This is a genomic window from Williamsia sterculiae, from assembly GCF_900156495.1.
Lineage (GTDB): Bacteria > Actinomycetota > Actinomycetes > Mycobacteriales > Mycobacteriaceae > Williamsia_B > Williamsia_B sterculiae.
In genome coordinates this window covers 34,486-57,775 of sequence record NZ_FTNT01000005.1, presented here as the reverse complement: position 1 = coordinate 57,775, position 23,290 = coordinate 34,486, and the positions used below count along the sequence as shown (strand labels likewise).

Annotated in this window: 23 protein-coding genes and 3 tRNA genes; 5 read left to right on the top strand and 21 right to left on the bottom strand. The window is 67.0% G+C overall.

All coding sequences use genetic code 11. The annotated features are described in order from the left end of the window. Window positions 1-127: 127 nt before the first annotated feature. The 6 genes from BW971_RS21670 to BW971_RS09740 form a co-directional block, all read right to left on the bottom strand. Window positions 128-1,981 carry a hypothetical protein gene (locus BW971_RS21670; protein WP_076479035.1) on the bottom strand — a complete coding sequence of 618 codons (1,854 nt, stop codon included), beginning with the start codon at window positions 1,979-1,981 and terminating at the stop codon, window positions 128-130. Then, a complete protein-coding gene (locus tag BW971_RS09765; RefSeq protein WP_083709626.1) occupies window positions 1,978-2,430 on the bottom strand; it encodes a DUF2742 domain-containing protein in 453 nt (150 codons plus the stop codon). The genes BW971_RS21670 and BW971_RS09765 overlap by 4 nt, the downstream gene beginning before the upstream one ends. Next, a complete protein-coding gene (locus BW971_RS09760; protein WP_143690290.1) occupies window positions 2,427-2,708 on the bottom strand; it encodes a hypothetical protein in 282 nt (93 codons plus the stop codon). The genes BW971_RS09765 and BW971_RS09760 overlap by 4 nt, the downstream gene beginning before the upstream one ends. 98 nt (window positions 2,709-2,806) lie before the next feature. Beyond that, the gene (locus tag BW971_RS09755; protein WP_076479031.1) at window positions 2,807-3,196 is read right to left on the bottom strand and encodes a hypothetical protein; all 390 of its coding nucleotides are present in this window, start codon (window positions 3,194-3,196) and stop codon (window positions 2,807-2,809) included. A gap of 324 nt (window positions 3,197-3,520) precedes the next feature. Then, window positions 3,521-4,354: a hypothetical protein gene (locus tag BW971_RS09745; RefSeq protein WP_076479027.1), complete on the bottom strand. Its 834-nt coding sequence runs from the start codon at window positions 4,352-4,354 to the stop codon at window positions 3,521-3,523. Then, the gene (locus BW971_RS09740; protein ID WP_327201030.1) at window positions 4,354-4,512 is read right to left on the bottom strand and encodes a DNA-binding protein; all 159 of its coding nucleotides are present in this window, start codon (window positions 4,510-4,512) and stop codon (window positions 4,354-4,356) included. Before BW971_RS09740 ends, BW971_RS09745 begins: the two co-directional genes overlap by 1 nt. 187 nt (window positions 4,513-4,699) lie before the next feature. On the opposite strand from BW971_RS09740, the gene BW971_RS09735 reads away from it, so the two are divergent. Together BW971_RS09735 and BW971_RS09730 are read left to right on the top strand one after the other, a co-directional pair. Next, entirely contained in the window at window positions 4,700-5,344 is a 645-nt protein-coding gene (locus BW971_RS09735; RefSeq protein ID WP_076479025.1) for a helix-turn-helix domain-containing protein, read from the top strand. After that, window positions 5,331-6,455 carry a site-specific integrase gene (locus BW971_RS09730; protein WP_076479023.1) on the top strand — a complete coding sequence of 375 codons (1,125 nt, stop codon included), beginning with the start codon at window positions 5,331-5,333 and terminating at the stop codon, window positions 6,453-6,455. Before BW971_RS09735 ends, BW971_RS09730 begins: the two co-directional genes overlap by 14 nt. 44 nt (window positions 6,456-6,499) lie before the next feature. Here the strand turns inward: BW971_RS09730 and BW971_RS09725 are convergent. From BW971_RS09725 to BW971_RS09710, 4 genes are all read right to left on the bottom strand, one after another. Continuing rightward, window positions 6,500-6,590 (bottom strand) — tRNA-Ser (locus BW971_RS09725). Between the two features lie 66 nt (window positions 6,591-6,656). Further along, window positions 6,657-6,866, bottom strand: coding sequence for a CsbD family protein (locus tag BW971_RS09720; RefSeq protein WP_076479021.1), 210 nt, complete (start codon window positions 6,864-6,866; stop codon window positions 6,657-6,659). A gap of 198 nt (window positions 6,867-7,064) precedes the next feature. Next, window positions 7,065-7,535: a nucleoside deaminase gene (locus BW971_RS09715; RefSeq protein ID WP_076479019.1), complete on the bottom strand. Its 471-nt coding sequence runs from the start codon at window positions 7,533-7,535 to the stop codon at window positions 7,065-7,067. 8 nt (window positions 7,536-7,543) lie between these two features. Next, the gene (locus BW971_RS09710) at window positions 7,544-8,053 is read right to left on the bottom strand and encodes a tRNA adenosine deaminase-associated protein (protein WP_076479366.1); all 510 of its coding nucleotides are present in this window, start codon (window positions 8,051-8,053) and stop codon (window positions 7,544-7,546) included. A 78-nt stretch (window positions 8,054-8,131) separates the two neighbouring features. Between BW971_RS09710 and BW971_RS09705 the strand changes: the two genes are divergently transcribed. Further along, complete coding sequence (locus BW971_RS09705) at window positions 8,132-9,076, top strand: prephenate dehydrogenase (RefSeq protein WP_234974333.1); 945 nt, start codon at window positions 8,132-8,134, stop codon at window positions 9,074-9,076. A gap of 30 nt (window positions 9,077-9,106) precedes the next feature. Here the strand turns inward: BW971_RS09705 and BW971_RS09700 are convergent, their stop codons facing one another. After that, entirely contained in the window at window positions 9,107-9,736 is a 630-nt protein-coding gene (locus BW971_RS09700; protein ID WP_234974332.1) for a putative glycolipid-binding domain-containing protein, read from the bottom strand. Window positions 9,737-9,800: 64 nt separating this feature from the next. Then, entirely contained in the window at window positions 9,801-11,495 is a 1,695-nt protein-coding gene (locus BW971_RS09695) for a cation:proton antiporter (protein ID WP_076479013.1), read from the bottom strand. A gap of 148 nt (window positions 11,496-11,643) precedes the next feature. On the opposite strand from BW971_RS09695, the gene BW971_RS09690 reads away from it, so the two are divergent. Together BW971_RS09690 and BW971_RS09685 are read left to right on the top strand one after the other, a co-directional pair. Continuing rightward, entirely contained in the window at window positions 11,644-13,347 is a 1,704-nt protein-coding gene (locus tag BW971_RS09690; RefSeq protein WP_234974331.1) for an FAD-binding dehydrogenase, read from the top strand. A gap of 42 nt (window positions 13,348-13,389) precedes the next feature. Then, window positions 13,390-14,193, top strand: a complete 804-nt coding sequence (locus BW971_RS09685) for an SDR family oxidoreductase (RefSeq protein WP_200799400.1) — start codon at window positions 13,390-13,392, stop codon at window positions 14,191-14,193. A 13-nt stretch (window positions 14,194-14,206) separates the two neighbouring features. Here the strand turns inward: BW971_RS09685 and BW971_RS09680 are convergent, their stop codons facing one another. From BW971_RS09680 to BW971_RS09640, 9 genes are all read right to left on the bottom strand, one after another. Further along, entirely contained in the window at window positions 14,207-15,079 is an 873-nt protein-coding gene (locus tag BW971_RS09680) for a universal stress protein (RefSeq protein WP_076479008.1), read from the bottom strand. Further along, window positions 15,076-16,893 carry an amino acid permease gene (locus BW971_RS09675; RefSeq protein ID WP_076479006.1) on the bottom strand — a complete coding sequence of 606 codons (1,818 nt, stop codon included), beginning with the start codon at window positions 16,891-16,893 and terminating at the stop codon, window positions 15,076-15,078. The genes BW971_RS09680 and BW971_RS09675 overlap by 4 nt, the downstream gene beginning before the upstream one ends. 259 nt (window positions 16,894-17,152) lie before the next feature. Continuing rightward, entirely contained in the window at window positions 17,153-18,229 is a 1,077-nt protein-coding gene (locus BW971_RS09670; RefSeq protein ID WP_076479004.1) for a hypothetical protein, read from the bottom strand. Between the two features lie 25 nt (window positions 18,230-18,254). After that, window positions 18,255-19,502 carry an acyl-CoA dehydrogenase family protein gene (locus BW971_RS09665; protein WP_076479002.1) on the bottom strand — a complete coding sequence of 416 codons (1,248 nt, stop codon included), beginning with the start codon at window positions 19,500-19,502 and terminating at the stop codon, window positions 18,255-18,257. Between the two features lie 67 nt (window positions 19,503-19,569). Then, window positions 19,570-20,523, bottom strand: coding sequence for a LysR family transcriptional regulator (locus BW971_RS09660; protein ID WP_076479000.1), 954 nt, complete (start codon window positions 20,521-20,523; stop codon window positions 19,570-19,572). 71 nt (window positions 20,524-20,594) lie between these two features. Continuing rightward, on the bottom strand, window positions 20,595-21,575 hold the full coding sequence (locus BW971_RS09655) for an isopenicillin N synthase family dioxygenase (RefSeq protein ID WP_076478999.1): 981 nt from the start codon (window positions 21,573-21,575) through the stop codon (window positions 20,595-20,597). Window positions 21,576-21,671: 96 nt separating this feature from the next. After that, on the bottom strand, window positions 21,672-22,874 hold the full coding sequence (locus tag BW971_RS09650; RefSeq protein ID WP_076478997.1) for a lipase family protein: 1,203 nt from the start codon (window positions 22,872-22,874) through the stop codon (window positions 21,672-21,674). Between the two features lie 115 nt (window positions 22,875-22,989). After that, window positions 22,990-23,065: transfer RNA gene (locus BW971_RS09645), tRNA-Arg, on the bottom strand. 68 nt (window positions 23,066-23,133) lie between these two features. After that, a tRNA-Ser gene (locus BW971_RS09640) sits at window positions 23,134-23,222 on the bottom strand. Between the last annotated feature and the right edge of the window lie 68 nt (window positions 23,223-23,290).

The following is a 23,290-nucleotide window of genomic DNA, read 5'->3' as shown; positions in this document are numbered from 1 at the left end:
CGGCGTGCCTCATCAGCGGTCAGTTGGACCTCAATCCACGGGAAGTACGACACGACGATCGGCTTGGTGGGGTCGGTACCGCGGCGCACCCGCGGTTTCGCTGGCCGCGTTGTGGGTCTTTGGGTTGTCATGCTGACGCCCTCTCGTGCCCGGGGCTGATGCGCCATTCGGTGGCGACACCGCTCCCGCGCTTTTCGATAGCGGGGTTCCGCTGAGCCGCCGACTTCACGGTCGCGCGGTGGTACCCGGCGGTCTCTCCGGCGGCCTTAACCTCGCCTGCTCGGACCCAAGCGTCGCGGTCGTGTAGCCACCCGATGAGCCACCGTTCGCACGGCACGACTGTGCTCTCCCCACCATTGCCGAACCGATATGTGGCGCTCAGCTTGGTGCGGGCTACCGTGCCGATCAGATCGCAATCCATGATCGCGCGGCGGATGTTGTCGACCTTGTAACCGGCGGCCTGGCCGTCGGTGATGATGCTTGCCGAGTCGCGGGTGTCGACCCCCTGCGTCATCAGATCAAGGACGTACGCCCGGAGCCACTGACCACAGGTCTGCGGTTTGCCGGGTGGGTCGGACACCGCGTGAAGCTGTCGCTCGGGTTCAACGTTGAACTGACGGTTCAACCCTTCTGACCTGGTGTTTTCGTGGTTGAACTCGGGTTCAACGTTGAACTGGGGGGTGGTGTGGTGAGAGTCGGCCACTTGGTCACCCTGACCAAGTGGGTCACCCTCTCTGACCTGCGGTTTTGGACCCTGACCGGCTTGGTCACCCTGACCACTTGTTAAGCGGTAACGAGACCCCCTGTCGACGGACAGATCCGTTACAGTCCCCTCGCCGATCAGCTCCGCGATTGCTTGATCGAACAGGTCCCGCTTTTCCCGTTTCCCGAGCCGTGATCGGAGGGCGTTACCGGCCTGCTCGCCGTCACGGTCGAGCATCCTGACGATGCTGCGCTTGACCCTGTCGAGGAGGCGTTCGTCGTAGACCTCGTCACCGACGGCTCGGTTCAGGGCCCGGTCGCGGACCTTCTGCCGCGCCACCCGCCTGGCCTCGGTGACGATCCATTCGCGGGTCCGGTTGGACTCGTCCATCACCACCCCAGACAGCTCCCAGTCCAGATCGGAGATCACCGACCGGTGGTGCAGGATCGCCAGGACCGCGGCGACCTTGCAGCGCGTCAGCATGGCGTGACCGTCGAGGGCGTCAGCTTCACCGCGCTGACGGGCCAGGTGGGTGTCGATGATGGTCTCCTGGATCTCGTCGGGCCCGTAGCCGATATCAACGACACCGTCATAGCCGGGCGCCCACAGCGGCAGGTTGGTGTCCAGCGGGGCGGGGTCGTCGGCACGCTCGGCGGGCATGTCGGGGTCGACGGTGAGGAACCACAGGAACCGTTGCGGGGTGCCACCGGTGGTGTCGTCGAACAGGACCCCGGTGTGCGCGGGCTGGGCACCGACGGACATGCACGCCCGGTAGGTGTGCGGGGCGATGATCCGGGTGGTGGCCTCAGAGGCGTTGGACTGACCGAGTTGCTCACCCATGGCCATGGACTTCAACTGGGCCAGCAGGATCGAACCCTGCCGGGATGCGAGACCGGCAAGTGTGTCGATCTCGGGGACGCTGATGATGGCCCGGGTGATCGGCTCCACGCCTTCCTTCTTCGGCGGCACGAAGGTGGCGGCGATACCCTCACCGGACCCGATGGGCCGCTCGATCAGCGATGATGGCCACGCCAGGCGGGCAACCTTGTCGGAGATACCTTTACCGCCGCCGGACGGGGAGACGAACGCGGCTAGCAGGTTGAGGCTGGCCCGGCCGCCAATCACACCGGGCAACTGGACGTTGGGGTCGGTGGTGGCTGCGACGCGGAGGAGGACCGCGCCGAGGACCGCCCAACGGGCTGCGTATCGGGCGTTGGCCCATTGTTGGATGGTGTGGAGTTGCGGGGTGGCGCCGAAGAACTCGTCGGCGGTGGTCATGCGGATCTCCGTTTCAGTTCGGGGTGTTCGCGGTAGAAGTCGCTGAGGTCACGGTTGCGGCGGGCAACTGCGGTCCAGTCGCGTGCGGTGGAGATGTCATGTGACGCATCGCGGGTCGCGGTCTGCTGGTTCTCGGTGTGGAGTGCCCAGAGCAGCGCGGACCGGTAGATGGCTCCGACCCTCCGAGGGTCACCGGCGGGAAGATCAAGCCACTCGGGAGTGCCGACCTCGGGCAGATCACCGTGGTGCTGGGCGCGCGCGATAGTCGGCCACAACTGCTCATGTGCAGCGGACCAACTGACCTCGCGGGAAGTGCTAACGGCGTTAGCAAGTTTGGGCAGCGGGCCGTGCTGCTGGACGTACAACTCCCGGAGGTACTCGACGGTGAGTACCCCGGAAACCCGGCCCGCAGTATCGCGGGCCGGGTCCGGGGCGGTGTTGTCGGTCAATCGCCGTCAACCCCAACCGTCTGGTCGACGGTGCAATCGCAGAGAAGATGATGGTCGCCGACCAGCAAGCCGCGGACCGCCTCGATGGCCTCGTCGAGCGCCATCCGCATCTTCAACGCCTCCGCGAGGTCGACATACGCATGGCCTGGACCGGAGACCTCGATGTACACGCCAGGCAGGCAGTGCGACCGCTCCCACTCGACCCATCCCGCGCCGACCGCGATGTACGGGATGACCGCCCCGGCATCATGATTGGTGTCGGCGTCACCGCCGCCCATCGAACTGACCCGTGTGTGCACGAAGTGGTCCCCGTTGCACGAACCCTCTTCGCAATGGTCACACCACCACTGTTTATGGTGTGCTGCGCGGTCGGTGGTCATCGGATCACCCGCTGTGCTGGTGCGTCGATGTTCGACACCACGTTGGCGAGATACACCAAGCCGGCGGCGAACTCGCGTGCCTCTCCGGGGGTGAGCAGGACGCTAGGTTCCGAATTGCTGTCCAGCGTTATACCGACCACCCTCCGCAGACGGTTGTGCAGATCTATCTGTGAGGCGGGAAGAACACCGTGCACGTACTCCCTCATCGCCTCAGCGAAGAGGATGAAGTGGGTCCCGCTCGGGGTGATACCGTCGCCGGACACACTCATTGATCGACACCAGTGGCCGTGATCATCAGGGTCTGCGCCGTTGTCCGGCATCTCTCCGCTGACCGCCTCCTGGCAGAACGTGGCGCACCACCCGTGCAATTCGATGTCGCCGGTCACAACGCCACCTCCGCGCTCGATAAGGCCAGATCCGCGAGCTCAAGCAAGTGCGTGATCCCGTCCGGTCGGGTGTCGACTACACGGGCCAGCAACACCCGACGGCGGACAGTGGCGACGGACTCGGGGGGTGGTGGAGTGTCGGAGTGATGATGTAGGTTCATTGCAGTTCTTCTCCTTCATGGGTGTTGGTGGGAACTTGAGCCTCGGATCGGTTGTGGCGACCGGTACCGAGGCCATTTTTTGCCCGCAGATCCTCTGTGTGATCTGGGTACATTTCGAGGCCGCCCAAATCTTCGGCGGCACGTATGTGCAAGTAGCGATCCGTCATTGAGGTCCCTCCAAGAGAGTCCGGAGCGTTGCGAGGGAGAAGTCCTCGCGGTCCGTCATCTCGGCGATGCTCGCGCGGAAACTTTCTCGAGTGTCGTCGTCAAGGTCGAGAACAGCGGCAGCACCGCTGAAGATCGCCTCATCAATCTGATTGCGCACCGCAACGAGCCGGTTCCACTCGCAACTGACTGCGTCGCGGTTGCGGGCAAGTCGAGCGGAGTCCTTGAACAGATTGCTGACAGTGATCGCGCTGCGCTCCAGTCCGTAGATCGCACGGCCCGCCGATCGGGGCCAGGGAGCCTGCCGGGCCTTGCGCGGCTCGGGTTCAGGCTCTGGCTGCGGCTCGGGGACTGGAGTCGGACGGGTGTAGGTTTTCCCGTCCGCACCGCCAACGGTCTGCGGTGCCGACCCAGATTCGAGGTGACCCACTTTTGAGTCACCTGCTTTGACCAGACGGCGGACTGTCTCGCGCGGAGTGTTCGTCACCGACGCGATCGTTCGTACCGACAGGTGAGCGTCCACCGACAAGTGCGGCACAAGTTCCCGGCGCTGCGCCTTGCTCATCACCTCTGTGATCGGCGCCAACTTCTCGACAACAAATGCGGGCCAGGACTGGTAACCCTTCGTCCGCCAGACATCACCCCGATATGCCTCATCCAGGTACCCGAACGTCTTCTGCAGATTGGTGGCCGCAGTATTCACCGACAATTCGATACGCGTGATGATCCGATCCGCTTGCCGCTCGTCGACGGGCACTACGGTGACTGCCGCGTCATCGACTACCTCACCGTCGATGACCCGCTCAACCTCTGTGTTGCTCGGCGTGGTCATCAGGCCGCACCCGGATCGACGGTGTTGCTGTCCACGTAGGCCTGGACGTCGGCCCACCGGTACAGCACCCGGCGCCCGTACTTCACGTACGGGATGCCCGTGTGGTGGTAGCGATCCTGAGACAGAGCCGCAACCGACGTGTGGAGGTACTCGGCCACCTGCGGTGGCGTAGCGAGCTCCGGTAGCGGCGGAGTTTCGGACTCGATCCGGGCTTGATCAACAGTGGGCAATTCGGATACCTCCCGCTCTCAGTTGTCAGACCCTCGGTATTTCGAGGTCTGTCTAGATCAGAGCATGTGAGTGGCGATTCGTCAAGCCCTCGGAAAATCGAGTAGTCTGCAAATCATGAGCAAATCCGGTGCACCGTCGCTCGCTCAGGTGATTGGCGGGAACGCCGCCGAGCTGCGTGGCAATCACTCGAGCGAGGAGCTCTCGGTGTGCGCCCGGCGATTTGGGCTGAAGTGGAACACTGGGCGCGTCTCGGACCTTGAGAGCGGCAAGATAAGCCCTACCGTCACAACGCTTTTTGCGCTCTCGAAGGCGCTCACGGATCTGACGGGCGCACCCGTCTCTGTCGCTGACCTCGTCCGCCCCACGACCAAGTGGGTGGAAATCAACGACCAACTCACGGTTAGAGCTGAGGTGTTGGTAGACGCGCTGTCGAACGGCTCTCCACTGGCAAACCACGATCGGTGGCTCGGGCCGCGAGAGATAGCCGATGCGTTCCGACAAGAAGCCGGTGGCGGCCCCGATGCCATGAGGGTCAGCGACATAGCCGCTGCACTGAGCGAGTCTGAGGTGAAACTGGCCCGATCCATGGGGCTGTCACGGGTGCAGTTTGTCGCAAAGGCGCTGGACCTATGGGGACAACCATTCGGGGATGAGCGGGATGCCCGGGCTGGCGCTGATGCTTCACCGCAGAAACGTGGTCGCGTTGCCCGGGTGCTGAAGCAAGAAATGACGGAGAGCACTGGCGATGGCGACGATTAGCTCGTACGACACCCAGTCCGGGAAGCGGTACCGGGTCCGTTACCGCACCCCCGATCACCGGCAGACCGACAAGCGCGGGTTCCGGACGAAGCGTGAGGCCGAAGCGTTCGCCGCCACAGTCGAAGTCGAGAAGCTCACTGGTGCGTACATCGCACCTAAGCTGGGGTTGGTCACCGTGGCTGAGCTCGGCCCGGAGTGGGTGACCCGGAAGCAAGCAACGACCGCTGCATCGTGGGGTCACAGCATCGAAGTCGCCTGGCGCACCCACGTACTCCCCCGGTGGGGATCGACCCGGATCTCCGACATCAACACCCTGTCGGTTGAGTCGTGGATCGCGGACCTGGCCGCGGCGAAGTCGGCCACCGTCGTGCTACGTGCCCACGGCATCCTGGCGGGCATCCTCGACGACGCGGTGAAGTCCAGGCGGTTGGCGGCGAACCCCTCGCGGCTCGTCGGGAACCTGCCGAAGAAGAACAAGAAGAAGCATGTGTATCTCCAGGCCACCGACGTGGACGATCTCGCGGCTGCGGCCGGCCCCCGGGGCACGATCGTGTACGTCCTGGCCTACTGCGGCATCCGGTGGGGTGAGCTGGTCGCTCTCCGGGTCAGCGACGTGGAGTTCCTGCGCCGTCGACTGTCGATCCACCGGAACGCCGTCTGGGTGGGCCAGGAATGCGTGGTCGGCGAGACCAAGGGCAAGGAATCCCGATCGGTCCCGGTCCCCCAGTTCGTCCTCGACATGCTGTCGGTCGAGTGCCGGGGCAAGGGTGCCGACGATCTGGTGTTCCCGTCCGACGCGGGTGGGTACCGTGCCCGACCGAAGTCCGGCCGCGGGTGGTTCGCCCAGGCGGTGAAGAGATCCGGCGTCGACGCCACCACCACACCGCACTCGCTGCGGCACACATGCGCGAGCCTCACCGTCAGTGCCGGCGGCAACGTCCTCGCCCTCGCACGCATGCTCGGACACAAGGACGCCAGCGTCACGTTGCGGGTCTACTCGGACCTGTTCGACAGCGATCTCGACGCTCTGGGGATCGCCCTAGATGAGCGGTACTCACCGCGGAGTGTGGGCAAAGTGTGGGCAGCCGGCTCCACACCACCACCTCAATAGGCGATAAAACAACCCCCCACCTGCAATAACAAGTGGGGGGTTGTTGGCGGTGGCGGGGGGATTCGAACCCCCGGTACGGGGTTACCGCACACAGCATTTCGAGTGCTGCACCTTCGGCCGCTCGGACACGCCACCGCCGAAGAGAGTACCGCAGAGCTTGCCAGGCGCTTAAATCACCTGGTCAAGCCGGTGAACAAGCGCTCAGTGGCCGGTGAGCTTGTCCTTCACGTCGTCGACCTTGCCCTTGACGGCGTCGGCGGCATCGGTCAGCTTCTGCTTGCCCTCGGCCGAGGCCTGATCGCCCTTGCCCTCGTTCTTCAGGTTGTCGTCGCCACTCAGGCTGCCGGCAGCCTCTTTGCCACGGCCCTTGAGGTCCTCGGCCTTGTTCTTGGCGTCATCGCTGATTCCCATGGCACACACTCCTCATCGCACGACGTCATCCGACGCCCCTGATCGATCAATGCGGCGGTCACCGGGCGAGGTGCACGGTCACCACACAGTCGAACACGGTCACATCTTCTTCAGTATCCGAAACAGTTCCCGACACCATGACCGAGGGGGTGACCCCTGTGTTCACCGTGCCACAGCCGCATGTTCCCACTGTACGTTTCACCCACGTTGACGGTGACTTTCGAAGAATGCTCTCAGTATCTCGGCGCAGTCGTTTTCGCGTACGCCGCCGCGCACCTGTGGCCGGTGGGACAGCCGCCGGTCGCGAACCACATCCCACAGCGATCCGACCGCCCCGGTCTTGGGTTCCCACGCCCCGAACACCACCCGCTCGACCCGGGCCGCGACGATCGCCCCGGCACACATCGTGCAGGGTTCCAGCGTCACCGCGATGGTGCAGCCGCCCAGTCGCCAGCCGTCACCGAACGCACGCGCCGCAGCTCGCAGGGCCAGGATCTCGGCATGTGCCGTGGGGTCGGCGACCTTCTCCCGCGCGTTGGCCGCGCGGGCCAGCTCGGTGCCGTCGGGTGCGAAGACCACCGCACCGACCGGGATGTCGTCGACACCGACGTCGGCCGCGGCCAGCAACGCCGCACCCATCATCTGCTCGTCGACCCCCGGCACGGCCATCACCGCCGTCAGTGACCGAGCGAGTCGAGGACCTTCGACAGTTCGTCGGCGAAACCGAGTCGGGCAGCGATCATCCCTATCTGCTCGTCCGCGTAGAGGTCGGTGTCGCCGACGATGACGCTCATCACCGACTCCGGCAGCCCGAGGTCGGCGAGCACACCGAGGTCACCCTCCTCCCACGGGTCGATGTCGTCGAGTTCGTCGGGGTCGATGTCGGGGATGTCGACGTTGAGTACGTCGAGTACCTCCGCGGCGATGTCGTAATCGATACCCGCCGTCGCGTCGGACAGCAGCAGTCGCGCGTTGCCGGGGGCCGGACGGACCACGACGAAGAACTCGTCGTCCACGTCGAGGAGACCGAAGACCGCGCCGGCACTACGCATGTCCCGCAGCCGCTTCTCCGCGTCGGCGAGGTCGCTGAGTACCTCGTTGTCGAGGGCGCTGACCTGCCAGACCCCGTCTTCCCGGACGACGGCGACCGCGAATCCATCCAGCTCATCCGACTGATCACCTGTCATGCGCACACCGTAGTCGCAGGACGCGGATTCGCCCAAGCGGCCCATCCGCCGCCCGACGCGGTGTGCCACGCTGGTGCCGTGACGAATGCGACGGTCTGCGTGGTGGGTCTCGGACTGATCGGTGGGTCGCTGCTGCGGGCCGCCACGGCGGCTGGGGTGGAGGCGTTCGGCTACAACCGCTCGGCGGTGACCGTCGAGCAGGCCCGCGCCGCGGGCCACGACGTGTCCGACGACCTCGGTGCGACCCTAGACCGTGCCGCGCGGGCATCGTCGCTGATCGTGATCGCGACGCCGATGACCGCATTGGATCCCGTCCTCGACGCCATCGCCGTCCATGCCCCCGACTGCGCCCTGACCGATGTCATCAGTGTGAAACGTCCCGTGGCCGACGCCGTGGCCACACGGTTGCCGGGAGTGCGGTACGTGGGTGGGCACCCGATGGCGGGTACCAGCCGGTCGGGGTGGGAGGCCACCGATCCCGGCCTCTTTCGCGGCGCGGTGTGGGTGGTCGCCGCCGACGACGGCGCCGACCCCGACGTCTGGCTCCGGGTCGCGGCACTGGCCACTGCCGTGGGCAGCGTGGTGATCCCTGTGGCGACCGACGAACACGACCGCGCCGTCGCCGCGATCTCGCACCTGCCGCATCTGACCGCGGCGGTCACCGCCACGATCGGCGGCGCCGACGGCGACCTCCCGCTGCGGCTGGCCGCCGGGAGCTTCCGCGACGGCACCCGCGTAGCGGGCACCGCACCGCTGCTCCAGCGGGCGATCGTGGAGGGCAATCGACTTCCGCTGCTCAACGCGCTGAGCGAGACCATCGACCGACTGACCGCCGCCCGCGACGAACTCCGCGACCACGGCACCGTGAAGGTCCTCGTCGACGACGGCCATCGGGCGCGGCTGCGCTACGACGAACTGTCCGCCACCCCGGCGGCACCGGTGACCGGGGTGCGGGTCGGCGATCCGGGCTGGGAGCGCGCCCTGCGTCATCAGGCGTACGAGGGTCGGGCCTGGCAGGGCTGAACCCGACTCGGGCCGAGGACGCCCCCGGCGTCAGACGCGGGCGGCCAGGCCGGGGTAGTCGACGACGAAACCGGCCTCGTCGACGGTCACGGTGGTGCTCGCGATCGGCGAGATGATCGCGATGTCGTCGGCGCCCGAGGTGTACTGCAGAGTGGCCTCGGTGACCTCACCCGACGGGAGATAGAGGTACACCACCGGGACGGTCAGCTGCGCGGGTACGCGGTGCAAGGAGTGCCGTCGAATCGGCAGGGCGTTGAACATCGGACTCAGAGCCAGATCGACGTCCTCGGCACCGCCGAACTCGCTGCGCTGCACCCCTTCGGGGGTCTGCACCAGCCACACGTTCTCCGCGTCACGGGTGATCGAGATCTGAGTGTCGCCGCTCTCCTTGGTCATGGTGACCGCCAACCGTCGGGTGATCCCCGCGTCGTTGGTGACCAGACTGTAGGAGACGCTGAAAGCGGGGCGCTCATCGGTCGCCGCCGCGATGATCTGACCGGTCGCCTTGATGCGCTGGCCGGTGACCACGAGGCGCACCTGCTCCAGCCGGTCGGCATCGACTCCGCGCCAGGTGATCACCTTCTTGAAGTCGTCAGAAGCCGCCGGGTCGGCCGTGTCGTCGACCGCACCCAAGCCATTCGCAACGTCAGGAGAATTCACGGTCTCTACGGTAGGCGACAGGCATCGGCGACTTCCACTCAATGCGTTTCTTGCGTCGGCACCGTCACAGGCGGCTCTGCAGCCGGGCCGACACTCCTGCTTCCTGCATGTCGAGACGCTCGAGCATGGCGCGGGTGGCCTCGTCACCGAGGTCCCCGTTGTCGCGGTTGTCGATCAGCGAACGTCGCTGAGTGGCCAGCACATCGCGGTAGAGCCGCGCGAACGCCTCGGCGCGCGCAGTCCTCGCCGCCGGGTCGGGTCGTTCCTCGCTGGTCTGCCGGGCAACCGCACCACGCACGTACTCGACGGTCGTCGAACTCAACCCCAACGGTGGGTCGTCGAAGAAGTCCCTGATGACCAGATTCGCCGCGGTCTCGACGATCTTCTCCGCCTTGGCCGCCTCGGCCGCGGCGGTGACCTCGTCGTCCTCCGACCCCAGGTGCATACGCGAGATCAGCCACGGCAGCGTCGAACCCTGGATGAGCACCGTGCCCACCGCGACCACGAAAGCGATCGCCTGCACCGCCGACCGCTCCGGGAACGGCTCCCCCGATCCGGTGAGCTCGGGGATACCGGAGGCAGCGGCCAGGGTGACCACCCCACGCATCCCCGTCCACGAGACCACCAGGCTCTCCTGCCAACTCAGCGGTCGCCGGTCGATCCGGCGCCGCCATCCCGTGGGTCCGCGCCGCGTCCGGCGCGGAATGGCGCGGGCAGCCACCCGAGCCCGCGACGAGCGCTCAGCAACACTCCTGGGCACCCGCCGGACGACCGAGCGGAACAGGGCGCCGCGGCCGTACATGAGGAACACGCACACCGGTCGGATCAGCAACACCACCAGCAGCACCAGCGTCGACGTCACGGCGATGCCGAGCAGCGATTCCCGCGCCTCGCGCAGATCCTCGACGACCCAACGCATCTGCAAGCCGATGTAGGCGAAGACGAAGGCCTCGAGCAGCACGTCCACCGAGTTCCACACGTACCGTTCCTGCAGCCGGGTCTGATACGACGCGTGCACCGACCCGGACCCGACCACGAATCCGGCGATCACCACCGCGAGCACCCCCGACGCGTGGATGTTCTCCGCGGCCAGGTAGGCGGCAAAGGGGACCACGAACCCCTGGACGGTCTCCAGGCCGGGACTGCGCAGGTGTCTGCGGATCCACAGCGTGGCGTAACCGAGCACCGCACCCACCACCGGCCCAAGGATCGCGTTGTAACCGAACAGGAGCACCGGGTTGCCGATGAACGCGTGGGTACCCGCGATGGCACTGACCGCGATGGCGAACAACGACAGCGCGGCCGCGTCGTTGACCAGACTCTCGCCGGTGAGGATGGCCATCACCCGTTTGGGCAGCCCGAGTTTGCGACCGATCGCGACGGCGGTGACCGCGTCGGGAGGTGCGGCGACCGCACCCACCAACAGCGCCAACGCGAAGGTGAACTCCGCGATGAAGAACGACGCCACCCACCCGACCACGAAGGCGGTGATGACGACCATCGCCACCCCCAAGCCCAGGATGGGCCGGATGTTGCGGATGAAGTTGGGCACCGAGAAGTCGAGCGCCGCCGAGTACAGCAGCGGCGGGAGCACCACGGTGAGCAGGATCTCGGAGTCGAGTTCCACGTGCGGGACGCCGGGGATGAAGGAGACCGCCAACCCGAACACCATGATCACCAGCGCGGGTTGCAGACCACGGCGGTCGGCGATCGCCGTCACCAGGATGGCACCCACCAGAACCAGCACGAGTGTCTCCATGAACGCATCTTTTCAGGTGCGCGGATTGTGTGCAGCGAGCCCCGATCAAACCCGCTGCCTTGTTGACCGTGACTCGATTGCGCCAGAGACTGGCAGCAGGTCGGCTCCATCACCAACATCACCCGGTGCCGACGAGAGGAGTCGTGCGGTGAGTGCAGCTGACGTGGGTCCGGATGCCGGGCGCCCGGTCGAGAGCGATGTCGACGTGATCGTGGTGGGTGCCGGACTGGCCGGCCTGGTGGCCACCCACGAACTCGCGAAGGCGGGGCGTCGGGTCCTGATCGTCGATCAGGAGAACGAACACAACCTCGGGGCGCAGGCGTACTGGTCGCTGGGGGGCATCTTCCTGGTCGACAGCCCGGAGCAACGCCATCTCGGCATCACCGACTCGCCGGAGCTGGCCATGCAGGACTGGTTGGGGTCGGCTGCCTTCGACCGGGACCGCGACGACTTCTGGCCACGGCAATGGGCGCGGGCCTACGTCGACTTCGCCGCAGGCGGCAAACGTGACTACCTGCACGATCTGGGTCTGCGGTTCACGCCGGTGGTCGGCTGGGCCGAACGCGGCGACGGTCGCGCCGACGGCCACGGCAACTCGGTTCCGCGGTTCCATCTCACCTGGGGTACCGGTCCCGAGGTGGTGCGGATCTTCGCCGAACCGGTGCTCGCCGCGGCCGACCGCGGGTTGGTGCGCTTCGCCCACCGGCACCGAGTGGACGAGATCATCGTCGACGACGGCACGGCGGTGGGGGTGCGCGGTGCCGTCCTCGCCCCCAGTGACGCCGCGCGCGGCGTGGCGTCCAATCGCGATGTGGTCGGCGACTTCGAGTTCCGCGCCCCCGCAGTGGTGGTGGCTTCCGGGGGGATCGGCCACAACCACGAATTGGTGCGCAAGAATTGGCCGACCGAACGGATGGGTCCGTGCCCGGAGACGATGATCGCCGGGGTTCCCGCTCACGTGGACGGTCGGATGCTGCAGATCACCGAGGACGCGGGCGGCAGCATCGTCAACCGGGACCGGATGTGGCATTACCCCGAGGGGCTGGTCAACTGGGATCCGATCTGGCCCGACCACGCCATCCGCATCATCCCCGGGCCGTCGTCCTTGTGGTTGGACGCGAACGGGAAACGCCTGCCCGCGCCCAATTTCCCGGGTTTCGACACCAACTCCAGCGTGCGGGCGATCCTGGCGACCGGGTACGACTACTCGTGGTTCATCCTCACCCGCAGCATCGTGGAGAAGGAGTTCGCACTGTCGGGTTCGGAGCAGAACCCCGACATCACCGGCAAGGACCTGAAGTTCGCGATGCGCAGCCGGTTGGCCAAGGGTGCACCGACGCCGGTGCAGGACTTCCTCGACCACGGTGTCGACTTCGTGGTCGCCGACGAGCTGTCCGAGCTCGTTGCCGGGATGAACAAGATCGGCCGCGGACCCCACCTCGACGTCGACGACGTGGCCCACGAGATCGCCGTCCGTGACAGCCAACTCGGCAACCGGTTCGGCAAGGACGCCCAGATGATGGCCATCACCAATGCGCGACAATATCTGGGCGACAAGATCACCCGGGTGGCGAAACCGCACCGGCTGCTCGACCCCGATCACGGCCCGCTGATCGCCGTCCGCCTGAACATCCTGACCCGCAAGACCCTCGGCGGGTTGGAGACCAACCTGTCGTCACAGGTCATCCGACCCGACGGTGAGGTGTTCGACGGCCTGTACGCCGTCGGTGAGGTCGCCGGATTCGGTGGCGGCGGGGTACACGGGTACAACGCCCTCGAAGGCACGTTCCTCGGCGGGTGCATCTTCTCCGGCCGGGCCGCCGGGCTCGCGCTGGCCCGCACGCTCGGCTGAGATGCCTCTCGGACACGGCCGACCACGACGACAGGAGTGCACATGACACGGACCGCGTTGGTGACCGGCGCCTCGTCCGGGATCGGACGGTCGACCGCACAGCTGCTGCGCGACAAGGGCTATCGAGTGATCGGGACAAGCCGCGACCCCGATGCCATCCCCGACGGCGACCGCCTCGAGGGGGTGGAGTACCTAGCGCTGGAGCTGGGTGACCCGACGAGTATGGAGTCCTGCGCCGCAGCGGCGGGTCCGGTCGACATCCTGGTCAACAACGCAGGCGAGAGCCAGAGCGGGCCGATCGAGGAGCTCCCCATGGATGCCCTCGATCGCCTGTTCACCCTCAACGTCCTCGGGCCGGTCCGGATGACCCAGCTGCTGCTGCCCGGGATGCGCGAACGCCGATTCGGTCGGGTGGTGATGGTGGGGTCGATGCTCGCGAGTTTCCCACTCGCATACCGGTCGTCGTATGTGGCGACCAAGGCCGCGATCAAGGGTTTCGCGACGGCGTCACGGGCCGAGGTCGCACCGTTCGGCATCGCGATGATCACCGTGGAGCCGGGGTCGATCAACACCGGGATCAGCACGCGACGCACCAAGTACGTCGCCGACGATTCGGTGTACCACGACGAATTCCACCGGGTCATCGACGCTCTGGACCGCAACGAGGCCGGCGGCATCCCCGCCGAGCAGGTCGCCGAGACCATCGTCGCGGCCATCGAGTCGTCGCGGCCCAGGGCGTTCTACGCGGTCGGCAGCCGGGCACCGATCGTGTTCGCGCTGCGTCGGATCCTCACCGAGGGCGGCGTCAACCGGGTGGTCAACGCCATGCACGGCCTGCGCCGCTGACCCCTCGACGCCATCACCGGGAGGGCATGATCATGACCGGCACCGGTGAGTGTCGCACGATTCGCGAGCCCGCCGAACCGAGGAACACCCGGGCCGGTAGGCCGGCCGCACCGGAACCGACCAGGAGCAGGTCTCCCGGCGCCCACGGTACGTCCTCGACCGCCCGCCGCCAGTCCCTGCCGACGCCGATCACCACCTCGGCACCGGGGTTGTCCACCCGGGCCTCATCGAGTTGCTCGGCGATCCGGTCACGCGTCCGCTGCCACCACTGATCGATGACGAGGTCCTCGGCTCCGGACTCGATCGACCCGCTGAACGCGACGACGTCACGGGCGGAGAACGACGCGACCCGCAACTCGGCCCTCCACTGTCGGGCCAGCCGGGCCGCACCGTCGACCAATCCGTGCACGTCGGCGAGACCGCCGAAGGCTGCGGTCACCCGGCGTACCGAACCTCCCACCGGGCCGTAGCCGCGTGGTGCGATGGCCACGGGCACGGCCGCGGTGTGCACCAACCGGTCCGTGACACTGCCGAGGGTGATGCGTCCGAGCAGTCCGGACGACGACGATCCGACCGTCACCACCTGAGCGTCGTGTGTCTGCGCGAGTTCGGAGATCCCGGAGGGGATCGACGTCGACCGGTGGACGACGACCGAGATCTCCGGCCCCGGCGGGAGCGTGTCGACGACGGCACGCAACGACTGCTCGGCCTTGGTGGTGACGTAGTCCAGATATTCGTTCTCCACGGGATCCGTCATCGGTGGGTTGCGTCGCTCCACGATGGCGGCGGCGATCACCGGTTCCCCGGTGTTGCCGGCAATCTGGCAGGCCAAGGCCAGCGGAGCGACACCATGCCGGGCCGCGCTGAATCCGGCCAGGATGGTCATGCCGACTCCTCCACCCGCGACCGGGCGATCACGTTGGTGACCGGGACGTCGTACTCGGCCCGCGCGCGGTCGACGACGTCGAACCGTAGCCACACCGAGTCCTCCGGCGGGAGGGTGGAGATGACGATCTGATCGGGATGGAATTGCCCCACCGCGTCGGCCAGTGCACGCAACGGTCGATAGTCACCGAGTTCGCCACTGGCCTCCAGGTTCTCGGTCTGCAGGGTGGTCAGCGTGTGATCGAGACGCTGCTGGGCGATCTCCGCGGTCCGCTGCCACACACTCACCGGTCCGTGGGTGTCGGCCGCGCCGGTCTCGATGGGGCTGGCGGGTACGACGACGTGATATGTCGACTGGTTGTCGGCGCCGATACGTCGTAGTTCGGCCAGCAGCTCCTCGGATTGCACCGTCTGATTGGCGAGCACCAGCACCCGGTGCGGACGCTCGGTCGGGACCGGCTCGTCGGTCACCGGTCGCCGGTTGACGTACCACCGGTTCGCCAGGAACAACAGCACCACCACCGCCCAGGACACCAGGCTCAACACCAGCTGTGACCGCACCGCCGGGTCGAGTCCCATCTGCACCAGGATGGCGAGGATCGCCGCCGCGGTCAGCAGCGACAAGACCGGGAAGAACCACATCTTGACCTTGAGGTCCGCGCTGCCGCTGCGGAACCGCAAGACGGTCTGCGACACCACGATCAGCAGATAGACGAACAGGATGATCGCCCCGCTGGAGTTCAGCAGGAACGTGAAGATCGTGTTCTCCCAGAAGGCGGCCGCGATCACGCAGAGGAAGCCGATGACAGAGGACGCGAGAATCGCGTTGCGGGGCACGCCCCTGCGCGTCACCGCGACCAGCTGTGCGGGTGCCTCCCGCTTGGCCGCCAACACGAACAACATGCGCGACCCCGTGTACATACCCGAGTTCAGACAGCTGAGCACCGCGGTCAGCACGACGGCGTTCATGATGTGGTCGGCAGCCGGTATCCCCATCTCGGTGAACGCCGCGACGAAGGGGGAACCGGAGACGCTGTCGTCGTTCCACGGCAGGATGGTCACGAGGAGGAACGCCGAACCCACGTAGAACAGGGCGATGCGCGCGATCACGGAGTTGGCGGCTCGCGACACCGCGCGTTCGGGATCCTGGGACTCGGCCGCGGCGATGGTGGCGATCTCGGCGCCGACCATCGAGAAGATCACCGTGACGACCCCGACCGTGATCGCGGTGCCGCCCTTGGGGAAGAAGCCGCCATGACTGGTCAGATTCGAGAAGTCCATCGACTTCCCTGGCCAGAGGCCGAAGACGAACACGACACCCAGTACGAGGAACACGATGATGGCGGCAACCTTGATGCTCGCGAACCAGTACTCGAACTCGCCGAACGAGGACACCGAGAACAGGTTCGTCGCGGTCATCGCCGCGAGGAGGAGCATCGCGGTGAGCCAGGTCGGCGCACTCGGTATCCAGTACTGGACGATCTTCGCGCCCGCGATGGCCTCGAATCCGACCACGATCACCCAGAAGTACCAGTACAGCCAGCCGACGGAGAATCCCGCCCAGTTGCCGAGCGCACGCCGCGAATAATCGGCGAAGGAGCCGGTGGACGGGCTGGCCACAGCCATCTCGGCCAGCGCTCGCATGACCATGATGATCAGCAGTCCGGCCAGTGCGTAGGTGATGAAGGTGCCGGGTCCGGTGTCGTGGATGACGACCCCGGAGCCGACGAACAGACCCGCCCCGATGACACCACCGATGGCGATCATGCTCAGCTGGCGTTGACTCAACGATTTGTTCAGAGGTGCGGTGCCCATGGCATTCCTTCATCTGCGAGCGACCGGCCGGGTACGCCCGACACCGGAGTGCCGCGGCCGGGCGCGTCGATCACGATGCGCCCAGGTCGTACATCGGTCGTCAACGGAGAGGTTGCTCCGCTGTGATGAAGATTTCACTAGCAGACGGTGGGCAGAGCCATGTCCAGGTGTTTAGCGATCCCGCCCACGTTCTATCCGATCGGACAAAGGGTGCGCGTCCGGGCCCGTCCGATCGACGATGCGATGCGGCGGGTGCCCGTCAATCCGCGACGAGTGCCGGTTGCCGTGCGGCGGTCAGTGCACTCCAGGCGTCGAGCACCACGTCCAGTTGGCTCGCGGAATGCCGTCCGAGACCGCATTCGGTGGACAGTCCGAAAGTGGGGAGGAACTCCGCGGCCAGCTGGGCGCGGTGGCGCGCCCCATCGGCACCGTCCTGCGCGTGCAGCAGCCCCAGGAAGAACTCGGTGTCGGCCTCCACGGCCAGGTCGGCCAGGGGACGCCAGTGCGCCCGTCTGGTCCAGTCGGCGACGGTTGCCGCCTGGAACGCATTGATCCGACGACCGACGTGGCGGGACAGACCGTTGGCGACGGTGACGATGGCACTCGCGTCGCGTGGGAGTACGTGACGTCCACCGCGGGCCGCGGCCTCGGCGTCCGGCGGATCACCCATGAAGGGGGATGCGCCGAACTTGGAGTCGCCGTAGCAGAGATGGAAGGTCAGATCTGCACCCTCGCCCACCCACGCGGCCAGCCGGGCGGTGGCCGCGAACACCGCTTCGTTGCCCGGGTAGGGGTTCGCGAACCAGCCTTCCACGGTCGCGAGTTCAGTGGGGATATCGAACTGGATCGCCAGGTCGTCCGCCGCGATCGCGTCCTGGATGGCCAGCACCGTGAGACGCAACTCCTGCTCGTAGGCGTGGGCGACCTCGACCTGCGAGTCGAACTCCACGAACGAGTTGACGGCGTTGAACGGTGTGGGGATCGACACCAGGAACCGCGAGTCCGCTTCCAACACACCGCTGCTCCGGGCATCGAGGAACCGGTGGTAGGAGTCGATGGCGGCGGTGTGGTAGTCGACCGCAGGAAAGGTGACCGGGGTCCCGGCACGGACCCGCGCCTTACCGTCGACGACGTCGAGCGTGGGGTTGGCGAGGAAGTGGTCGGCCTGGGTGAGCACCCAGTTGGCCCTGTCCCCCGGCTCGCCGTCCGGGACCCGTGTCACCCCACCCGGTTGCAGACGGGTGCCGACGAGCTCGAACGCCTCGGGGACCGACGGTACGTTGATGCTGCCGGTGAGATAGAACCCGTGCGCTGCCGGGTCGAAAGCCGTTGTCATCGAGGTTCCTTGTCGTGTGGGCGGGTCAGAGCAGGACGCCGCGGCGGGGCGGGTTCGTCCCGTGCAGGGTGTGGTTCCCGAGGTGCACGTACTTCCATCGGGCGGGGTCGTGTAGCGAGTGCACGCGGACGTTGCGCCAGTGCCGGTCGAGTGCGTACTTGCGGTCGGTGGCCGATGCCCCCGCCAGTTCGAGGACCCCGCTGGCGATCTCGGTGGCGAACTCCTGTGCCAGGGCCTTGCTCGACGCGACCGTGAGCGATGCCGCCGCCGCGGACTCCCTGCTGAGTTCGGGTTCGCCGAGGGCGATGTCGACGAGCGACGCCCCCTTCTCGAGCAGCGCCTCGAGGGCGAGGAGGCGCGCCGTGAGCTCGCCCAGTCGGCGGACCACATGGGGTTCCTTGTCGGCCGAGTCGACACCGGCCTCGAACCACGGACGGCTCTTGGTGCGGACGAAGGTGGCACCGTCCTCCAGCGCCGCCCGGGCGATCCCGATGTCGACGGCGGCGTGCAACGCCTGATCGAACGCCCCGAGCACGGTGGGCGGTGCGGTGTACGGATCGGGTTCTGGACCCTCGTCGATGACCCGGTCCGCACTCACCGCAACGTGGTCGAAGCCGACCTGCCCACTCGCGGTGCCCCGCTGCCCGAACGACGTCCAGGTGGTCGGGTCGAAGGTGACCCCCGGGTCGTCGGCACGGACGAACACGGTTGCTGCATGCGCCGGGTCGCTGCCGTCGATGCGGGCGCCGACGCCGATCCACGTGGCCCCCAGGACGCCGGTGGCGTAGAACTTGGTGCCGTCGAGTACCCAACCGTCGCCGCCGGTACGCCGGGCGGTGGTCAACCGTTCGGCGGCGGTACGGGTTCCCCGCTCGGCGGTGGCGTTCCCGAGTTGCGCCCCGGCCAACACGTCGGCGTAGATCTGCGGAGCCGGAGCATTACGTCCCAGTTCTCGGATTGCTGCGGTCAACACGTAGTGGGACAGCAACAGCTGCCCCACCGCGGAATCGGCGCGAGCAAGCCGTCGCAGCACCTCCACTGCCGTCGACTGCGGCAGGTCGGGTCCGCCGAAGTCCGTCGGAACCAGAATCGCGAGCAGTCCCGACTCCGCCACCAGACGGAGCTCCTCGACCGGCAGGACACCGTCGATCTCCCGCTGGACGGTTCCCGGACCGATCTGTCCGGCAACGGCATCGACCGCTGCGAGCGCCTCGTCGACCGTCCGTGGTGTCGTGGGTGACAGCGTGGCGGCGACCTTGCTGGTGACGGTCATCGTGGAGAACCCCTCTCGTCGGTCTCCCGGCACGGTAGGGCCACGAGGTGGTCTCCCGACAGGGTGATCAAGCGATGTTCAAGGGTCTTTCAGCAACGCTGTAGGCGCGGTCCGTTCCTAGAGTGGTGCCGACATGCTGCACCAGTGACACCAGCGATCCGAGGGCCGACCCGGCGGGCGGCGGTTCGGTGAGCGCCAGGGATACCCGTCGCACCAACCGACGTCGCGCGACCCGGCGTACGGCGACGTCGCCCCGGGCGGTGCCCGCCGCCAGGGATGGCACCATCGAGACCCCGAGATTCGCCGCCACCAGACCCTGGACGGTCTGATAGTCGTCCGAACGATAGGTCACCATCGGATCGAATCCTGCTTCGGCGCAGGCATTTCGGAAGACCTTGGTGTCCGGGCAGATGCCGGAGGCCGAACTGACGATCCAGTTCTCGTCCGCCAACTTCTCCAGTTGCACCTCGCGGAGGGTGGCGAGTCGATGGTGCAGTGGGAGAACCACCAGAAACTCGTCGTCGTAGACGGGTGCGGTGTACAGACCTGGGAATTCCGGACCGTCACCGGGAACCTCGGTGACGACGGCGGCGTCGACGCCGCTGGTGCCGAGCAGTGCCACACCGTCCTCGGGGTCGGCCGAGACCAGGCGCACCTCGGTGGTCGGGTAGGCGTCCCGGAAACGCCCGATCGCCTTGGGCAGCAGGGCCGATGCCGCGCTCGAGAAGGAGGCCAACCTGATCACATCGGGTCCCGCGGTGGCGATACGCTGCAGATCCTGTTCGGCGAAGTCGACCGCACCGAGGATCCGGGCCGCGTGTTCCAGCAGCTTCTCGCCGGCGACCGTCGGGCGGGCACCACCCGGGCCGCGGATCAGCAGCGGGGTGCCCACCTCGCGCTCCAGTGCCGCGATCTGTTGAGAAACCGCGGACGTGGTGTACCGCAGCGCACCGGCCGCGGCGGTCAACGATCCATGCCGCACCACCGCCTGCAGGATGGGTAAACGGCGTACGTCGAGCACCCCGTCAGCCTACGGTCGCCGCGACCACCCGCCGATGGTTGCGATCACCTCGCTGCGAAGTCCGGTGACGGTCACCGCCGCGGGTCCGGAATGCCGTGATGCAGTTCGGCCACGTCGGGATGTGCGCGGGTCCGCGATTTCCACGCGTTGGCACCGTAGGTGTCGAAGATCGGGTTGTCGGGGTCGGCCTCCACACCACGCGACCGCCGCGCGAGGTCGGGGGGCAGGTCGATGATCGGCACCACCGCGTCCAGGGCCGGGTTGAGGAAGAACGGGATCGATACGCGGTCGGTTCCCGGCGCGGGCGCCTGCACGCGATGTCGTGTCGCACGCAGATAGCCCCCGGTCGCCACCTCGAGCAGCTCACCGATGTTGACGACGAAGGCGCCGTCGAGCGGAGGGACGTCGACCCATTCCCCCTCCTCGAGCTCGACCTGGAGGCCCGTCGAATCCGACTCGATCAGCAACAAGGTGAGCACGCCGGAGTCCTTGTGCGCCCCCACCCCCTGCGAGCTGTCGGCGCTTCCCGGGTACCGAACCACCTTCATCAGCGTCGCGGGCAGTTCGGCGAACGCGTCGTCGAACGTCGACGGTTCCGCACCCAGGGATGTTGCCCAGTACCGCAACAACCGGAGACCGACGTCGGACAACGTCTCGCTCCAGGCCTCGTAGACCGGACGGAAACGGGGAACGGCATCGGGCCACAGGTTCGGCCCCTGCAGGCGCCAGTATCCCTGTGCACCGGCGATCACCTCGCGCTCGGGACCTATGTCGATCTGTTCGCGCCAGTCGACCTGACCGTTGGTCAACTCACCGCCGAGTCGCGAGTAGCCGCGGAACTGCGGACTCTGCAGCTGGCTGATCTCGTTCTTCCGGTCGGGTTCCAGCGCGAAGAACTCGCGCGCCAGCTCGATGACCTCGTGCATGCGTTCCCGGGAGACACCGTGACCGACCAGATAGAAGAACCCGTATCTGTGCGCGGCTTCCCGCAGCGTCACCCCGAATTCGTCGGGTGCGGTGACCGCGGTGGACAGGTCGAGTACCGGCAGCATCCTCCGAGTGTGGATGACGGCGGCGGAACCGGACAGGGGGTTTCACGGATGGCGGGCACGCCTACAGCGAATCTGCAGACCGCTGACCGCCGGCCGTCAACGGGGACAGTCGTCGCGGGTGGCGGCCACACCGGAGAGTCGCTGCCCGACCCAGTCGTGCATCGCGGAGATGTCGACGTCGAGGTGACCGCGTTCCGGCTGGTAGTCCACATCCACCACATCGCCGCGGGCACAGGCCCGACTGATCGACGACTCGATCCACCGGTGGTCGATGAACATGTCCCGTCCGCCGTAGATCACCAGCAGCGGTGCCGCGGATTTCTGCTGGGGCACCCTGCCCTCGGCGATCAACCCACGCAGTCGCGCGGTGGCCTCCGGGCTCGACGGGATGAAATCACCCGCGGTGACCTGAGACAGCGCGTGGGCCCGCATCGGCGACTTGCTACAGGCGTCGAGCTCCGGCCACACCCGTGCCAGCTCGCCGTGCCGATAGTCGTCGCGGTTGAGTTCCGGGTGGCTGCGGGCCAGCGATTCGATCAGGAAGTACATGATCCCCTGCTGTTCCGGGGTCAGTAGCCCGTTGGCCGCCTGATCGGCCATACCGGTGTTGTCGGCCGCCGGGACCTGCGCGACGGCGCCGCGCAGTCGCAGTTCCGGGGCGTACGAGCCGGCGAGCTCGTCCGCGGCCCACGCCGCGCCGCCGCCCTGCGAGATGCCGTAGGTCATCCAGGTGGTCCCGACGTCCGGTTCGAGGCGACGCAACGCCCGCACGGAGTCGATGATGGTGCGCCCCGCGGCCTGCGCGTCGAGATAGGGATGTACTCCGGGGGCACCGAGACCGCTGAAGTCGGCCAGGGTGACGGCCATCCCCCGCCGCAGGAATCCCAGCACGCTGCGCGACATACCGGTGAGGTCCGGCGAGAAGCGCGGTGCGCAGTTCTCGTTGATGCCCACCGTCCCATGACCGAGGGCCATCACCGGCCAGCCACCCGCCGGCGGCCTACCCGCGGGCAGGAACACCGTGCCGGTGACCTGGATGGGCCTGCCCACGCGGTCCGTCGACCAGTAGGTGACGGCCCGACCGACGAGGGTGCCGTGCGGCACCGCCGCCTGCCAGGGTTGGGTCCCGACCACGCTGCCGGGATTGTTGGCCGGTGCGACCGCGACGGCCGGGGACGGGGCGACACCGTGTGCACCCAGCGATTCGGATCGCGTGCGCTCGCACCCGGCCAGCAACAGCGCCATCAGCGTGACAATCACCGCGGGAACGATCACCAGGGTCAGACGAGGGCGCGTCACGCGACATATCGTGCCCGACGATGCCACCGAGACCGAATCGCAACATGCTTTCGACGGACCGTGTCGCGGAGAGAACAAACCCCCGTGACCGCATTGATGCAGGTCACGGGGGTTGTGGTGCGCCCGTAGGGATTCGAACCCCAAACCTCTTGATCCGTAGTCAAGTGCTCTATCCGTTGAGCTACGGGCGCGAGTCCGTGTTCAGTTGTGTGCCGGGCTCTGCAGCCGAGCTGTGGTCGCGGTGTGAACACCGCCGGCGCGGAGGCGAGAGGATTTGAACCTCCGGTCCCGTTTTAGCGAGACAACTCATTAGCAGTGAGTCCCATTCGGCCGCTCTGGCACGCCTCCCAGCGAAGTCCTGTCGAACTGCCGAAGAGAAGGTTACACATCGGCCACAGGCAGGAGCAAACCAGCCT

Coding starts and splice junctions, on each gene's coding strand:
- BW971_RS09670 (WP_076479004.1), bottom strand. CDS start 18,229: ATGACAACGGCTTTCGACCCGGCAGCGCACGGGTTCTATCTCACCGGC.
- BW971_RS09655 (WP_076478999.1), bottom strand. CDS start 21,575: ATGCTGCCGGTACTCGACCTGTCCACCGCGGTCACCGCACCCGACGAA.
- BW971_RS09710 (WP_076479366.1), bottom strand. CDS start 8,053: ATGACAGGTGATCAGTCGGATGAGCTGGATGGATTCGCGGTCGCCGTC.
- BW971_RS21670 (WP_076479035.1), bottom strand. CDS start 1,981: ATGACCACCGCCGACGAGTTCTTCGGCGCCACCCCGCAACTCCACACC.
- BW971_RS09665 (WP_076479002.1), bottom strand. CDS start 19,502: ATGACCGTCACCAGCAAGGTCGCCGCCACGCTGTCACCCACGACACCA.
- BW971_RS09675 (WP_076479006.1), bottom strand. CDS start 16,893: ATGGGCACCGCACCTCTGAACAAATCGTTGAGTCAACGCCAGCTGAGC.
- BW971_RS09730 (WP_076479023.1), top strand. CDS start 5,331: ATGGCGACGATTAGCTCGTACGACACCCAGTCCGGGAAGCGGTACCGG.
- BW971_RS09735 (WP_076479025.1), top strand. CDS start 4,700: ATGAGCAAATCCGGTGCACCGTCGCTCGCTCAGGTGATTGGCGGGAAC.
- BW971_RS09745 (WP_076479027.1), bottom strand. CDS start 4,354: ATGACCACGCCGAGCAACACAGAGGTTGAGCGGGTCATCGACGGTGAG.
- BW971_RS09720 (WP_076479021.1), bottom strand. CDS start 6,866: ATGGGAATCAGCGATGACGCCAAGAACAAGGCCGAGGACCTCAAGGGC.
- BW971_RS09695 (WP_076479013.1), bottom strand. CDS start 11,495: ATGGAGACACTCGTGCTGGTTCTGGTGGGTGCCATCCTGGTGACGGCG.
- BW971_RS09685 (WP_200799400.1), top strand. CDS start 13,390: ATGACACGGACCGCGTTGGTGACCGGCGCCTCGTCCGGGATCGGACGG.
- BW971_RS09715 (WP_076479019.1), bottom strand. CDS start 7,535: ATGGCCGTGCCGGGGGTCGACGAGCAGATGATGGGTGCGGCGTTGCTG.
- BW971_RS09760 (WP_143690290.1), bottom strand. CDS start 2,708: ATGGGCGGCGGTGACGCCGACACCAATCATGATGCCGGGGCGGTCATC.
- BW971_RS09680 (WP_076479008.1), bottom strand. CDS start 15,079: ATGACCATCCTGGCCGGATTCAGCGCGGCCCGGCATGGTGTCGCTCCG.